Source organism: Streptomyces sp. NPDC002838 (assembly GCF_040295365.1).
Classification (GTDB): domain Bacteria; phylum Actinomycetota; class Actinomycetes; order Streptomycetales; family Streptomycetaceae; genus Streptomyces.
The window spans coordinates 77,041-91,537 of record NZ_JBEOVF010000026.1; the positions used below are offsets into that span (position 1 = coordinate 77,041).

Sequence of the window (14,497 nt, forward strand, 5' to 3'; positions counted from 1 at the left end):
GGCGGACCCACAGCAGACGCACACCACTTGCATACTGCACGAAGGGGAAGCCATGACAGCGACGACCGACGGAAGCACCGGGGCCCTGCGCCCCCGCGCTGCCGCGGCCAGCGAAACCGACAACACCCCCGTGGCGGCCGGGGTGCACGACGCCGCCGTACGCGCCGTGAAGCGCGCCACCGACTTCCTGCTGGCCAGGCAGGATGCCCAAGGCTGGTGGAAGGGCGACCTCGAGACCAACGTCACGATGGACGCGGAGGATCTGCTGCTGCGTCAGTTCCTGGGCATCCGCGACGAGAAGACCACGCAGGCCGCCGCGTTGTTCATCCGCGGCGAGCAGCGCGAGGACGGCACCTGGGCCACCTTCTACGGCGGGCCGGGCGAACTCTCCGCCACCATCGAGGCGTACGTCGCGCTCCGCCTGGCCGGCGACGCCCCGGACGCGCCGCACATGGCGAAGGCCTCCTCCTGGATCCGCGAGCAGGGCGGGATCGCCGCCTCCCGCGTGTTCACCCGGATCTGGCTGGCCCTGTTCGGCTGGTGGAAGTGGGAGGACCTGCCCGAACTCCCGCCCGAGCTCATCTACTTCCCGACGTGGGTGCCGCTCAACATCTACGACTTCGGATGCTGGGCCCGGCAGACCATCGTTCCGTTGACGATCGTCTCCGCGAAGCGGCCGGTCCGGCCCGCGCCCTTCCCGCTCGACGAGCTGCACACCGATCCGGCGCACCCGAATCCGCCCAAACCCCCTGCGCCCGTGGCCAGTTGGGACGGTGCCTTCCAGCGCCTGGACAAGGCCCTGCACGCGCTGCGCAAGGTCGCGCCGCGCAAGCTGCGCAGAGCCGCGATGAACAGCGCCGCCCGCTGGATCATCGAGCGGCAGGAGAACGACGGCTGCTGGGGAGGCATCCAGCCGCCGGCCGTGTACTCGGTCATCGCCCTGCATCTGCTCGGCTACGACCTCGAACACCCCGTGATGCGCGCGGGCCTGGAGTCGCTGGACCGTTTCGCCGTGTGGCGCGAGGACGGGGCCCGGATGATCGAGGCCTGTCAGTCGCCGGTCTGGGACACCTGCCTGGCGGCCATCGCGCTCGCCGACGCGGGGGTACCCGCCGACCATCCCCAACTGGTCAGGGCCGCCGACTGGATGCTCGGTGAGCAGATTGTGCGGCCCGGTGACTGGTCGGTGCGCAGACCCCAACTGCCGCCCGGCGGCTGGGCGTTCGAGTTCCACAACGACAACTACCCCGACATCGACGACACCGCCGAGGTCGTCCTCGCGCTGCGCCGGATCAAGCACCACGACCCGGCGCGGGTGGAGAGGGCGATCGGGCGAGGGGTGCGCTGGAACCTCGGCATGCAGTCGAAGAACGGCGCGTGGGGCGCCTTCGACGTCGACAACACCAGCCCGTTTCCCAACCGGCTGCCGTTCTGCGACTTCGGCGAGGTGATCGACCCGCCGTCGGCGGACGTCACCGCGCACGTCGTCGAGATGCTCGCGGTCGAGGGGCTCTCGCACGACCCGCGCACCCGGCGCGGTATCGAGTGGCTGCTCGCCGAACAGGAGGCGGACGGCTCGTGGTTCGGACGCTGGGGTGTCAACTACGTCTACGGCACCGGGTCCGTCGTACCCGCCCTGACCGCCGCCGGGATCCCCGGCTCGCACCCCGCGATCCGGCGGGCGGTGGCCTGGCTGGAGTCCGTGCAGAACGACGACGGCGGCTGGGGCGAGGACCTGCGCTCCTACAAATACGTCAAGGAATGGAGCGGCCGGGGCGCCTCCACCGCCTCGCAGACGGCCTGGGCGCTGATGGCCCTGCTGGCCGCGGGGGAGAAGGACTCCAAGGCCGTCGAGCGCGGCATCGAGTGGCTCGCGAGCACCCAGCGGGAGGACGGTTCCTGGGACGAGCCGTACTTCACCGGCACCGGCTTCCCGTGGGACTTCTCCATCAACTACCACCTCTACCGGCAGGTCTTCCCGCTCACCGCCCTCGGCCGGTACGTCCACGGAGAGCCGTTCTCCGGGGCCAAGGGGGGCTGATGAGCACCCAGCCCGCCCCGGCCCCGCTGCTGATCGCCTGCGCGCTCGGCATCGAGCGCCTCGCGCTGCGCAGCGGCGACCGCGGCGCCCGCGGCGGCGCCGGCGGGCCGGTCACCGTGCTCCGTACGGGCATGGGACCGCAGGCGGCCGAGCGGTCCGTCACCCGGGCCCTGGCCGATCCGGCGTACGGCGAGGCCGCCGTGCTGGCCACGGGCTTCTGCGCGGGGCTCGCCCCCGGGATGCACCCGGGTGACCTGGTCGTCGCCGAGGAGACCCGGGACCCGCGCGGCACCGTGCCGTGCGTCGGCACCGAACTGCTCGTCAAGGAGCTGGTACGGGCCGTGCCCGGGCGCACCGTCCACACCGGACCGCTCACCGGCTCCGATCACGTCGTACGCGGTCACGAACGGTCGGATCTGCTTGCGACCGGCGCGATCGCGGTCGACATGGAGTCCGCGGCCACGCTCCTGAGCGCCGTACGCGCGGACGAGCGCCCCGTTGCGGCCGTCCGGGTGGTCGTGGACGCTCCAGAACATGAACTCGTCCGGATCGGCACGGTGCGGGGTGGAATATCAGCCTTCCGCATACTTCGCTCGGTCCTTCCTGCTTTCTACGAATGGCACCGTTCCTTGCTGCTCCCCAGGAGGTGAGCCAGATGGCCATGCCGCTGCGTCAGTCCATCAAGGTCGCTACATACTTGGCCGAACAGAAGCTCCGCAAGCGGGAGAAGTTTCCGCTCATCGTCGAGCTGGAACCGCTCTTCGCGTGCAACCTCAAGTGCGAGGGCTGCGGCAAGATCCAGCACCCGGCCGGAGTGCTCAAGCAGCGTATGCCGGTGGCCCAGGCCGTCGGGGCGGTGTTGGAGTCCGGTGCGCCGATGGTGTCCATCGCGGGCGGTGAGCCTCTGATGCACCCCCAGATCGACGAGATCGTGCGGCAGTTGGTGGCGAAGAGGAAGTACGTCTTCCTGTGCACCAATGCCATGCTGCTGCGCAAGAAGATGGACAAGTTCAAGCCCTCCCCGTACTTCGCCTTCGCGGTGCACATCGACGGGCTGCGCGAGCGGCACGACGAGTCGGTGGCGAAGGAGGGCGTGTTCGACGAGGCCGTGGAGGCCATCAAGGAGGCAAAGCGGCGCGGCTTCCGGGTCACCACCAACTCGACCTTCTTCAACACCGACACCCCGCAGACCATCATCGAGGTGCTCAACTTCCTCAACGACGACCTCGAGGTCGACGAGATGATGATCTCGCCCGCCTACGCCTACGAGAAGGCGCCCGACCAGGAGCACTTCCTGGGCGTGGAGCAGACCCGCGAGCTGTTCAAGAAGGCCTTCGCGGGCGGCAACCGGCGCCGCTGGCGGCTGAACCACTCGCCGCTCTTCCTGGACTTCCTGGAGGGCAAGGTCGACTTCCCCTGCACGGCGTGGGCGATCCCGAACTACTCGCTGTTCGGCTGGCAGCGTCCCTGCTACCTGATGAGCGACGGGTACGTGCCGACGTACCGCGAACTCATCGAGGAGACCGACTGGGACAAGTACGGCCGCGGCAAGGACCCGCGCTGCGCCAACTGCATGGCGCACTGCGGCTACGAGCCCACCGCCGTCCTCGCCACCATGGGCTCCCTGAAGGAGTCGCTGCGCGCCATGCGTGAGACGGTCTCCGGAAACCGGGAGTGATGCCATGACCGCCGTCTCCCTGGGCGTCCCGGAGGTCCCGGTCCGGCCGATCGCCGAGCGGCGCGTGTCGCGGCGCATCGAGGTCGGGCCGGTGCCGGTCGGGGGCGGGGCCCCGGTGTCGGTGCAGTCGATGACGACGACCCGTACGTCGGACATCGGCGCCACGCTGCAGCAGATCGCGGAACTCACCGCGTCCGGCTGCCAGATCGTCCGCGTCGCCTGCCCCACGCAGGACGACGCGGACGCCCTCGCGACCATCGCGCGCAAGTCGCAGATCCCGGTGATCGCGGACATCCACTTCCAGCCGAAGTACGTGTTCGCCGCGATCGAGGCCGGCTGTGCCGCCGTACGCGTCAATCCCGGCAACATCAAGCAGTTCGACGACAAGGTGAAGGAGATCGCGCGGGCCGCGAAGGAGCAGGGCACGCCGATCCGGATCGGGGTCAACGCGGGCTCGCTCGACAGGCGGCTGCTGCAGAAGTACGGCAAGGCGACTCCGGAGGCGCTGGTGGAAAGCGCTCTCTGGGAAGCGTCCCTCTTCGAGGAGCACGACTTCCAGGACATCAAGATCTCGGTGAAGCACAACGACCCCGTGGTGATGGTCAACGCCTACCAGTTGCTCGCCGAGCAGTGCGACTACCCGCTGCACCTGGGTGTCACCGAGGCCGGTCCCGCCTTCCAGGGGACCATCAAGTCGGCCGTGGCCTTCGGGGCGTTGTTGTCACGAGGGATCGGGGACACCATCCGGGTGTCGCTGAGCGCCCCGCCCGCCGAGGAGGTCAAGGTCGGCATCCAGATCCTGGAGTCGCTGAACCTCAGGCAGCGCCGGCTGGAGATCGTGTCCTGCCCGTCCTGCGGGCGCGCCCAGGTCGACGTCTACCGGCTGGCCGACGAGGTCACCGCGGGCCTGGAGGGCATGGAGGTCCCCTTGCGCGTCGCGGTCATGGGCTGTGTGGTGAACGGACCCGGCGAGGCACGGGAGGCCGATCTGGGAGTCGCCTCCGGCAACGGCAAGGGGCAGATCTTCGTCAAGGGGGAGGTCATCAAGACCGTGCCCGAGTCGAAGATCGTTCAGACCTTGATCGAGGAGGCGATGAAGATCGCCGAGCAGATGGAGCAGGACGGCGTCGCGTCGGGGGAGCCGGCCGTCACCGTGAGTTGAACAGCACGGACCTGGAGGGGGCCCGACGTGACGATTCTGGAGAACATCCGGGGACCACGCGACCTGAAGGCGCTGTCCGAGACGGAACTCGGTGAACTGTCCGAAGAGATCAGGGAGTTCCTGGTGCACGCGGTGGCCAGGACCGGCGGACACCTCGGGCCCAATCTGGGCGTGGTGGAACTCTCCATCGCGCTCCACCGGGTCTTCGAGTCGCCGGTCGACCGCATCCTGTGGGACACCGGCCACCAGAGCTACGTACACAAACTGCTGACGGGCCGTCAGGACTTCTCCAAGCTGCGCGGCAAGGGCGGCCTGTCCGGCTACCCCTCGCGCGAGGAGTCCGAGCACGACGTCATCGAGAACAGCCACGCCTCCACCGCCCTCGGCTGGGCCGACGGGCTCGCCAAGGCCCGGCAGGTGCAGGGGGAGAAGGGGCACGTCGTCGCGGTCATCGGCGACGGAGCGCTCACCGGCGGTATGGCCTGGGAGGCGCTGAACAACATCGCGGCCGCCAAGGACCGGCCGCTGATCATCGTCGTCAACGACAACGAACGGTCGTACGCGCCGACCATCGGCGGCCTCGCCAACCACCTGGCCACCCTGCGCACGACCGACGGCTACGAGAAGGTCCTGGCCTGGGGCAAGGACGTACTGCAGCGGACCCCGGTCGTGGGCAACACGATCTACGAGTCGCTGCACGGCGCCAAGAAGGGCTTCAAGGACGCCTTCGCGCCCCAGGGCATGTTCGAGGACCTCGGTCTGAAGTACGTCGGCCCGATCGACGGGCACGACCTCAAGGCCGTCGAGTCGGCGCTCCGGCGCGCGAAACGCTTCCACGGACCGGTGCTGGTCCACTGCCTGACCGAGAAGGGGCGCGGCTACGAGCCCGCCCTCGCCCACGAGGAGGACCACTTCCACACGGTCGGCGTGATGGACCCGCTGACCTGCGAGCCGCTCGCGCCCTCGGGCGGGCCGTCCTGGACCTCGGTGTTCGGCGACGAGATCGTCCGGATCGGCGAGGAGCGGGACGACATCGTGGCGATCACGGCGGCCATGCTGCATCCGGTGGGGTTGGGCAAGTTCGCGGCCCGCTTCCCGGACCGGGTGTGGGACGTCGGCATCGCCGAGCAGCACGCCGCCGTGTCCGCGGCCGGCCTCGCGACGGGCGGGCTGCACCCGGTCGTCGCCGTCTACGCCACCTTCCTCAACCGGGCCTTCGACCAGCTCCTGATGGACGTGGCGCTGCACCGCTGCGGGGTCACGTTCGTGCTGGACCGGGCCGGCGTGACGGGTGTCGACGGCGCCTCGCACAACGGCATGTGGGACCTGTCGGTCCTCCAGGTCGTGCCCGGCCTGAGGATCGCCGCGCCGCGCGACGCCGACCAGCTGCGGGCGCAGCTGCGGGAGGCGGTCGCGGTGGACGACGCGCCGACGCTCGTCCGTTTCCCGAAGGAGTCGGTGGGACCCGAGATCCCGGCGGTCGACCGGGTGGGCGGCCTGGACGTCCTGCACCGTGCGGACCGGCCCGAGGTGCTGCTGGTCGCGGTCGGCGTCATGGCGCCGGTGTGCCTGCAGGCCGCCGAGCTGTTGGAGGCCCGGGGCCTGGCGTGCACCGTCGTCGACCCCCGGTGGGTCAAGCCCGTCGACCCGGCACTTCCGGACCTGGCGGCCGAGCACCGGCTGGTCGCCGTCGTCGAGGACAACAGCCGTGCGTCCGGGGTCGGGGCCGCCGTGGCCCTGGCGCTGAGCGACGCCGAAGTCGACGTGCCCGTACGGTGGTTCGGGATCCCGGAGCAGTTCCTCGCGCACGCCAAGCGCGGGGAGGTGCTCGCGGACATCGGTCTCACCCCCGTCGAGGTCGCCGGGCGGATCAGCGCGAGTCTGGCCGTCAAGGAAGAGCTGTCCAAGGAGCAACAGGCATGACCACCGCCAAATCCGCGTCGTCCTCCTCGCAGGCCGGGGAGTTCGACCTCGGCGCGCTGCTGGCCGAGCGCGGAGCCGAGCGCTACGAGCTGCACACCAGACACCTCAACCACCAGCTCCCGCGCATGCTGCACACCATCGGCTTCGACAAGGTCTACGAGCGTGCCGAGGGCGCCTACTTCTGGGACGCGGACGGCAACGACTACCTGGACATGCTCGCCGGTTTCGGGGTGATGGGCCTGGGCCGCCATCACCCCGTGGTCCGCAAGGCGCTGCACGACGTCCTCGACGCCTCTCTCGCCGACCTCACCCGCTTCGACTGCCAGCCGCTGCCGGGTCTGCTGGCCGAGAAGCTGCTCACCCACAGCCCGCACCTGGACCGGGTGTTCTTCGGCAACAGCGGTACGGAGGCGGTGGAGACCGCGCTGAAGTTCGCCCGGCGCGCCACGGGCAAACCGCGGATCCTGTACTGCGATCACGCCTTCCACGGACTGACCGCCGGGTCGTTGTCGGTCAACGGCGAGGACGGCTTCCGTGACGGCTTCGCCCCGCTGCTGCCCGACACCGGCGTACCCCTCGGTGATCTCGGCGCCCTGGCACGAGAGCTGAAGAAGGGAGACGTCGCCGCCCTGATCGTCGAGCCGATCCAGGGCAAGGGCGTGCACGAGGCCCCGCCCGGACATCTGCGCGCCGCCCAGGAACTGCTGCACAAGCACAAGGCGCTGCTCATCGCGGACGAGGTGCAGACGGGGCTGGGGAGGACCGGCGACTTCTACGCCTACCAGCACGAGGAGGGCGTCGAGCCGGATCTGGTGTGCGTGGCCAAGGCGCTCTCCGGCGGCTATGTGCCGGTCGGCGCCACGCTCGGCAAGGACTGGATCTTCAAGAAGGTCTACTCCTCGATCGACCGGGTGCTGGTCCACTCGGCGAGCTTCGGCTCCAACGCACAGGCCATGGCGGCGGGGCTCGCCGTGCTGTCCGTCATGGAGAACGAGCAGATCGTCGCCAATGCCCGGGCGACCGGAGAGCAGTTGAAGTCCCGGCTCTCGGCACTGATCGACAAGTACGAGCTGCTCGCCGACGTCCGCGGTCGGGGCCTGATGATCGGCATCGAGTTCGGCCGGCCCAAGTCGCTGAAGCTGCGCAGCCGTTGGACCATGCTGCAGGCCGCGCGCAAGGGCCTCTTCGCGCAGATGGTGGTCGTACCGCTGTTGCAGCGACACCGGATCCTCACCCAGGTCTCCGGCGACCACCTGGAGGTGATCAAGCTGATCCCGCCGCTGATCGTCGGCGAGCGGGAGGTGGACCGCTTCGTGGACGCCTTCACGGACGTGATGGACGACGCCCACCGTGGCAGTGGGCTGATGTGGGACTTCGGCAAGACACTGGTCAAGCAGGCGGTGGCGAACCGCTGACCAGACGGGGTCTTGCCCCCTGAGGCAAAAAGTTTGCCCCAAGGGCAAGACCCCGGCTGAATGGGGAGCATGAGCTCTCCCGAGTCCGAGCCTTCGGTGGAGGCGGTCCCGCTCGTCGCGCCCCAGCTCCGTGCCCTGCGCCGCCGGGCCTCCCTCACCCTGGAGTCCGCCGCCCGCGCCGCCGGCCTGTCGCCCGCCCCGGCCTGACTGGCATGGAGCCCGGTCCTACGCTCCGTAGCGCACCTGATACGCCCGGTGTGTCGTTGGGGGCGACAATCAAGTCCCCGACTACGAGCGAATCCCCGCACTTGCTCCGGCGGCTGGAAGGGTCGTCGTCGGACAGGCATGACCTGTCAAACTCCCCGGAGCGATCCAGGGGAGAGTCTCCCGGGCCGCCCGGGAGAGAACTTCAAGGTACGACCGTCTCGGAGCCGATGAGACAGTTGCCGACGGGGACGCGGCATGCAGGCACTGCCTCCGCGTCCCGTCCGGCACCTCGGCGGGACACCACGCACCGACTCGCGCCGGGCGACAGCGCGCACTCCGACTCGCTGACCCCGCACCGCATCGCCGCCGAAGACCGCGACGGCGTCGAGCTCCTGTTCGTCCACACCCTGCTGCAGAGCCCCACGGCCACGCTGTGCCTGGGCCCCATCCCTGGAGAGACGCCATGAGAGACATGGAGGAGAAGTTCCCCCGCGCCCTGTGGGTGCGCCTCATCATCTACATCGCGGTGGGGCACCTCTTCGCGGCCTTCATCTACCTGCTGTTCGAGGTCGGAGTGAAACGGTGAGCGCTCAGTCGAGCAGCCGCTCCCGCAGGCGCTCCCGGAGCTCCGGGGAGACCCCGAGGCCCTTCTCCAGGTAGGTCTCGACGCCGCCCCAGATTTCCTCGATGGTCTCGAAGGCCGCCGCCAGATACTCGGCGCGCGCCTCGAACAGGGGGCTGAGCAGCTCCATGACCTCGGGGGAGTAGGCCGAGGCGGAGTTGCCGCTGCGGTGCACCTTGTAGCGGCGGTGCTTGGCGTTCGACTCCAGGTAGTCGGCGAGGATCGCCTCGCGCTCGACGCCCAGGGTGAGCAGCGTCACGGCTATCGACAGACCCGCGCGGTCCTTGCCCGCCGCACAGTGCATCAGCGCCGGGACGCTGTCCTCGGCGAGCGAGCGCAGCACCTGCGTGTGCTCGGCGGTGCGCTCCTTGATGATCGCGCGGTACGCGGTGATCATCCGGTTCGCGGCCTTGCCGTCCGACAGGATCGCCCGCAGCTGGTCGAGGTCGCCGTCGCGGACCATCTTCCAGAACTCGGCGCCGTCCGCGGGGTCGGTCAGCGGCAGGTTCACATTGCGCACGCCCGGCAGCTCGACGTCGGGCCCCTCCAGCTTCTGGTCCGCCGCGTTGCGGAAGTCGAAGATCGTGTGCAGGTCCAGGGAGGCGAGGAAGGCGGCGTCCTCCTCGGTCGCGTGTGCGAGATGGCCGCTGCGGAACAGCACTCCGTGCCGCACCCGCCGTCCGTCCACGGTCGGCAGCCCGCCCACGTCCCGGAAGTTGCGCACTCCGGTCAGCTCGGGCTCGGTCGACGGGACCTGCTGCGTCACGAGAGCTCCTCCCCTTCGATCCCGCCTGCGCGGCTCGGCGGCGGGCACGCACTCGACCATACGACATGGATTCCTGGGGCAATGAGTTGTCCACAGGCGTTGCACCGCGGGCTCACGGCCCTTGATGATGTTGACGCTTGAGCGCACCTGTTCGTGTCTGTTCGTATCTGTGAGGGACTGGATGCTGGAGATCGCCGAGAACGGCCGTACGTGGATTCTGTCCGGGCCGGCCAGCAGTTACGCCGTCCATCTCACCGACGGCGACGAGCTGCTCCACCTGCACTGGGGGCCACGGATCGCCCTCGCCGACGCCGAGGCGCTCGCCGTACGGCCGCTGCCGGACTACTGGGCCTTCGAGTCCCCTCTCGACGGACGCGAGGAGTACCCGGTCGAGGGCGGCCCCCGCTTCGTGCGTCCCGCCCTGTCGGTGCGCGCCGAGGAGGGGCGCGGCACCGAGTGGCGTTTCGAGGCGTACGGCACCGAGGGCGAGGAGCTGCGGCTGCGGTTCCGTGACGGCGGGCTGGCGATCACGCTGCACTACCGCATGCGGGAGGACGTCGTCGAGCGTTGGGTGACCCTGGACAACGAGGGACCCGCGGTGGAACTCCTGCGCGCCGACTCCGCCACCTGGACCCTGCCCGACCGCGACGGCTGGCGGCTGTCCCAGTTGCACGGCCGCTGGGCCGCGGAGTCCCGGCTCGTGCGCTCCCCTCTCACCTACGGCGAGAAGGTCATCGGCAGCCGGCGAGGCCACACCGGGCACCAGCACCTGCCCTGGGTCGCGCTCGACACGGACGCGACCGAGGAACGCGGTGAGGTCTACGGCTGTGCCCTCGGCTGGTCCGGCTCCTGGCGCATCGCCGTGGCCCAACTCCCGGACGCGCGCGTGCAGATCACCGGCGGGACCGGGTACGACGACTCCGGTCTGCTCCGTCTGGAGGCGGGGGAGTCCTTCACCACGCCCGTCTTCGCCGGCCTGTGGAGCGACGGCGGCCTCGGCGGGGCGAGCCGGGCCTGGCACGCCTACCAGCGCGCGCACGTCATCCCCGACGCGGACCGGGACCGGCCGGTCCTGTTCAACTCCTGGGAGGCCACGGAGTTCGACATCTCCGAGGAACAGCAGCGGGTGCTGGCGCGGCGGGCCGCGGCGATGGGCGTCGAGCTGTTCGTGGTCGACGACGGCTGGTTCGGGGCGCGTACCAGCGACCGCGCCGGACTCGGTGACTGGACGCCCAACCCGGACCGCTTCCCCCGCGGCCTCAAGCCCCTCGGCGACTACGTGCACGGGCTCGGCATGCGGTTCGGTATCTGGGTCGAGCCGGAGATGGTCAACCCGGACAGCGACCTGTACCGGGCCCATCCGGACTGGGTGCAGCACCAATCGGGACGAAAGCGGACGGAGTTCCGCAATCAGCTCGTACTGAACCTCGCGCGCGAGGACGTTCAGGAGTACCTCTGGGAGCAGCTCGACGAGCTCCTCTCCAGCGCCCCGATCGACTACGTGAAGTGGGACTTCAACCGCTGCTTCACCGACGCGGGCTGGCCCGGCGAGCCCTACCCGCAGCGCCTGTGGGTCGACCACGTGCACGCCCTGTACGGCCTCCTGGACCGGCTGCGGGCCGCCCACCCGGGCGTCGCCTTCGAGTCCTGCTCGGGCGGCGGCGGCCGGATCGACCTCGGTGTCATGAGCCGTACGGACCAGGTGTGGACCTCCGACAACACCGACCCGCTCGACCGGCTCACCATCCAGCATGGCTTCAGTCAGATCCACCCGGCCCGGGTCATGGCGGCCTGGGTCACCGACAGCCCTAACGCCATGCTCAACGGCCGGGTCAGCTCGCTGCGCTTCCGGTTCGTCAGTGCCATGGCCGGGGTGCTCGGGGTCGGCGGCGACCTCGCCCGGTGGACCGAGGAGGAACTCGCCGAAGCCCGCGACTGGGTGGGTCTCTACAAGGAGATCCGGCCCCTCGTGCAGCGCGGCGACCTCTACCGGCTGCGGCCTCCGGAGGGCGGGCTGAGCGCGGTGCAGTACGTGCTCGGCGACGAGACGGTCGTCCTCGCCTGGCTCCAGGCGCAGCGTTACGGCGAGCCCGTTCCGGCGGTGCGGCTGCGCGGCCTCGACCCGACAGCGTCGTATGAATGCCGCGAAACGGGCGAAGTTCACCGGGGTGCGGTGCTGCTGCACCACGGGATGCGGACGGGGCTGCGGGGTGACCTTGATGCGACGGTTCTCCGGCTGCGTCGCATCTGAGGCTTCTGCCCGAATTAGCGTCCTTCATTCCAACTCCTTCTGGAATTAAGGGAGCTGAGAGGGTCACGTGAGGAGTGTCATATTCGTGACCGAGCGTCGCCCGTCATGTTCACGTAATTTACGTGGTTTTCAAGGGCGTTTGACCAAAAGAGAGGTTCGGAAATTCACGCAGGGTGACGGGGAATTCTCGTAACGGATCAACTCGGACGCATTCACAGGCAACCTCTACTTGTCCCTGTGCGTCTGGGTCGCTTACGTTCACCACCGATCCGGACGGACGCCCAATCCTGCCGCCGCCCGGAGCCCGCACACAATCACCCGTACACGGCAGGAGCGGGGGACCCACAGGCACAACCGCCTGCTCCGGTCTCCGGAACAGGCTAGGGGTAAAGCCGCGCTTCGGCGCGGCCGGGCATCTCCAGTCCGCACCCGACAGCTCACCTCGTAGGCGCCGGAGAGGAATTCGCCATGCCCGCGAAGGGTAAGCACCGCCGTCCCAAGTCCCAGCGTTTCACCCGCTCCATCGCCGTCGCCGGAACCGGCGGCGCCGCGCTCGCCCTCCCGCTTCTGGGGGCCACCGGCGCCCATGCCGCGACCGGTCAGTCCGTTTCGGAAAAGGCCGTTCAGTCGTCCGTTCCGGCCACTCGGAAGGCCGAAAAGGTGGTGGCTGAAAAGAAGCAGGCCGCTAAGGCCGAAGGCGTGAAGACCTATTCGGTGAAGGCCGGCGACTATCTCGCCAAGATCGCCGATGAGCAGAACGTCAGCGGTGGCTGGAAGAAGCTCTACGCCGACAACCGTGAAGTCGTCGGCGACGACCCGTCGCTGATCCACCCCGGCCTGAAGCTCACGCTCGGCAAGAAGGCGACGACTGGCACCACCAAGGCGCCGTCCGCCCCGTCCTCTTCCTCCAAGGCGTCTGGTTCGTCGGATTCGTCCGCGGCGCCGAAGTCGTCCTCCTCGGCGAAGTCGAACTCGACGGCCGCCGAGCAGAGCTCCGAGGCCACCGGCACCTCCAGCGGCTTCAGCACGCCCGTGTCCGGCGCCGTGAGCACCGCCTACCGCGTGGCGGGCAGCATGTGGTCCAGCGGGTACCACACCGGCGTCGACTTCGCGGCCCCGACCGGCACCTCGCTCAAGGCCGTGGGCGCGGGCACGGTCGTCTCCGCCGGCTGGGGCGGTGCGTACGGCAACCAGGTCGTCATCAGGCTCGCCGACGGCCACTACGCCCAGTACGCCCACATGTCCTCGATCTCCGTCTCGAACGGTCAGTCCGTGACCGCGGGCCAGCAGATCGGCCTCTCGGGCGCGACCGGCAACGTGACCGGCCCGCACCTGCACTTCGAGATCCGCACCGGCCCGGGCTACGGCTCGGACGTGGACCCGGTCGCCTACCTGCGCTCCAAGGGCGTCTCCGTCGGCTGACGCCCCACCCGACCGCCTGCCTGACACGCCGCCGAAGGCCGGACCCCGATCCCCGGGTCCGGCCTTCGGTGTGTCGCGGTGTCAGGGTGTCTGGGGTGTCTGGGGTGTCGACAGGGAGGGGATGGAGGGAACAAAGTGAACTCCGTAGCACTGCAAGCGCTTTCTGCTACCTTCTGCGACCTATGGAGGTTCCCGTGACGACCACACGCAGAGCTTTCGGAGCCTTGACGGCCGGTGCCGCCCTCGCGGCCCTCGCCCCCACGCCGGCGACCGCGACGCCCGGCCACCGACGCGGCCGGCTCATCGCCCGCGACGACTTCCGGCACGGACTCGACCGGTGGGCCGTCGAACTCCAGGGCGGTGGCACCGTCGCCGCGTCCCGGGGCGTGCTGGAGATCGACGTGCCGAGTGGAGCGACGGTCTGGTTCAAGAAGAGACTCGAAGGGCCGTACATCCTGGAGTACACCGCCACGCCGGTGTCGGAGGGCGGCGTCAACGACCGCGTCTCGGACCTCAACAACTTCTGGAACGCGGTCGACGTCCGCTCCCCGGACGACCTCTTCGCCACACCGAGGAGCGGGGCGCTGGCGGAGTACGACCACCTGAAGACGTACTACTCCGGATACGGCGCCAACTACAACACCACCACCCGGCTGCGCCGATACGTCGGCGAGGCGGGCGTCCGCCCGCTGGTCCACGACTACACCGAGCCGCTGCTCGTGGCCAACCGGCCCCACCGCGTCCGTATCGTCTCCGACGGCTCGACGGTCCAGTGGTGGAACAACGGGCGGCTCGTCTTCGACTACACCGACCCGGAGCCGTACACGGAAGGGCACTTCGCCTTCCGGACGGTGTGGAGTCACTTCCGGATCAGGGGCTTCCGGGTGTGGCGATGGATGCCCCAACACCGCTGATCAGCGGCCTATTCCGGGCTTGACCAATCCTTGAAGAGTGGCTTATCTCACCGCCCGTCAACCCTTTCCTACGGTCGCGTAGCTCACATCCGAAGG

General features: G+C 69.4%; 11 protein-coding genes, 1 pseudogene and 1 riboswitch. Of the genes and pseudogenes, 11 read left to right on the forward strand and 1 reads right to left on the reverse strand.

Annotated elements, in window-relative coordinates; translation table 11 throughout:
* Positions 1 to 52 precede the first annotated feature (52 nt).
* The 8 genes and pseudogenes from shc to ABT063_RS29470 all read left to right on the forward strand — a co-directional run bounded on the left by shc (position 53) and on the right by ABT063_RS29470 (position 9,012).
* Positions 53 to 2,041, forward strand: coding sequence for a squalene--hopene cyclase (shc, locus tag ABT063_RS29430; RefSeq protein WP_351062373.1), 1,989 nt, complete (start codon positions 53 to 55; stop codon positions 2,039 to 2,041).
* Positions 2,041 to 2,691, forward strand: coding sequence for a 5'-methylthioadenosine/S-adenosylhomocysteine nucleosidase family protein (locus ABT063_RS29435; RefSeq protein ID WP_351062375.1), 651 nt, complete (start codon positions 2,041 to 2,043; stop codon positions 2,689 to 2,691). Before shc ends, ABT063_RS29435 begins: the two co-directional genes overlap by 1 nt.
* Positions 2,692 to 2,696: 5 nt before the next feature.
* Positions 2,697 to 3,719: an adenosyl-hopene transferase HpnH gene (hpnH, locus tag ABT063_RS29440; protein ID WP_351062377.1), complete on the forward strand. Its 1,023-nt coding sequence runs from the start codon at positions 2,697 to 2,699 to the stop codon at positions 3,717 to 3,719.
* A gap of 4 nt (positions 3,720 to 3,723) precedes the next feature.
* Complete coding sequence (gene ispG, locus ABT063_RS29445) at positions 3,724 to 4,881, forward strand: flavodoxin-dependent (E)-4-hydroxy-3-methylbut-2-enyl-diphosphate synthase (RefSeq protein ID WP_351062379.1); 1,158 nt, start codon at positions 3,724 to 3,726, stop codon at positions 4,879 to 4,881.
* A 27-nt stretch (positions 4,882 to 4,908) separates the two neighbouring features.
* Entirely contained in the window at positions 4,909 to 6,804 is a 1,896-nt protein-coding gene (gene dxs / locus ABT063_RS29450; RefSeq protein WP_351062381.1) for a 1-deoxy-D-xylulose-5-phosphate synthase, read from the forward strand.
* A complete protein-coding gene (locus ABT063_RS29455) occupies positions 6,801 to 8,219 on the forward strand; it encodes an aspartate aminotransferase family protein (protein WP_351062383.1) in 1,419 nt (472 codons plus the stop codon). The genes dxs and ABT063_RS29455 overlap by 4 nt, the downstream gene beginning before the upstream one ends.
* 69 nt (positions 8,220 to 8,288) lie before the next feature.
* Positions 8,289 to 8,893: pseudogene (locus ABT063_RS52335) on the forward strand (XRE family transcriptional regulator).
* Positions 8,890 to 9,012 carry a DUF6126 family protein gene (locus tag ABT063_RS29470; protein WP_351062385.1) on the forward strand — a complete coding sequence of 41 codons (123 nt, stop codon included), beginning with the start codon at positions 8,890 to 8,892 and terminating at the stop codon, positions 9,010 to 9,012. Before ABT063_RS52335 ends, ABT063_RS29470 begins: the two are co-directional and overlap by 4 nt.
* A 4-nt stretch (positions 9,013 to 9,016) precedes the next feature.
* Here the strand turns inward: ABT063_RS29470 and ABT063_RS29475 are convergent, their stop codons facing one another.
* Positions 9,017 to 9,814: a tyrosine-protein phosphatase gene (locus tag ABT063_RS29475; RefSeq protein ID WP_351062387.1), complete on the reverse strand. Its 798-nt coding sequence runs from the start codon at positions 9,812 to 9,814 to the stop codon at positions 9,017 to 9,019.
* 181 nt (positions 9,815 to 9,995) lie between these two features.
* Between ABT063_RS29475 and ABT063_RS29480 the strand changes: the two genes are divergently transcribed.
* The 3 genes from ABT063_RS29480 to ABT063_RS29490 all read left to right on the forward strand — a co-directional run bounded on the left by ABT063_RS29480 (position 9,996) and on the right by ABT063_RS29490 (position 14,401).
* Positions 9,996 to 12,065 carry an alpha-galactosidase gene (locus ABT063_RS29480; RefSeq protein WP_351062461.1) on the forward strand — a complete coding sequence of 690 codons (2,070 nt, stop codon included), beginning with the start codon at positions 9,996 to 9,998 and terminating at the stop codon, positions 12,063 to 12,065.
* 305 nt (positions 12,066 to 12,370) lie between these two features.
* A riboswitch (cyclic di-AMP (ydaO/yuaA leader) is annotated at positions 12,371 to 12,529 on the forward strand.
* 4 nt (positions 12,530 to 12,533) lie between these two features.
* The gene (locus ABT063_RS29485) at positions 12,534 to 13,487 is read left to right on the forward strand and encodes a M23 family metallopeptidase (RefSeq protein ID WP_351062389.1); all 954 of its coding nucleotides are present in this window, start codon (positions 12,534 to 12,536) and stop codon (positions 13,485 to 13,487) included.
* A gap of 194 nt (positions 13,488 to 13,681) precedes the next feature.
* Positions 13,682 to 14,401, forward strand: coding sequence for a DUF6250 domain-containing protein (locus ABT063_RS29490; RefSeq protein ID WP_351062391.1), 720 nt, complete (start codon positions 13,682 to 13,684; stop codon positions 14,399 to 14,401).
* Positions 14,402 to 14,497 lie beyond the last annotated feature (96 nt).

Coding starts and splice junctions, on each gene's coding strand:
- shc (WP_351062373.1), top strand. CDS start 53: ATGACAGCGACGACCGACGGAAGCACCGGGGCCCTGCGCCCCCGCGCT.
- ABT063_RS29435 (WP_351062375.1), top strand. CDS start 2,041: ATGAGCACCCAGCCCGCCCCGGCCCCGCTGCTGATCGCCTGCGCGCTC.
- hpnH (WP_351062377.1), top strand. CDS start 2,697: ATGGCCATGCCGCTGCGTCAGTCCATCAAGGTCGCTACATACTTGGCC.
- ispG (WP_351062379.1), top strand. CDS start 3,724: ATGACCGCCGTCTCCCTGGGCGTCCCGGAGGTCCCGGTCCGGCCGATC.
- ABT063_RS29455 (WP_351062383.1), top strand. CDS start 6,801: ATGACCACCGCCAAATCCGCGTCGTCCTCCTCGCAGGCCGGGGAGTTC.
- ABT063_RS29470 (WP_351062385.1), top strand. CDS start 8,890: ATGAGAGACATGGAGGAGAAGTTCCCCCGCGCCCTGTGGGTGCGCCTC.
- ABT063_RS29480 (WP_351062461.1), top strand. CDS start 9,996: ATGCTGGAGATCGCCGAGAACGGCCGTACGTGGATTCTGTCCGGGCCG.
- ABT063_RS29485 (WP_351062389.1), top strand. CDS start 12,534: ATGCCCGCGAAGGGTAAGCACCGCCGTCCCAAGTCCCAGCGTTTCACC.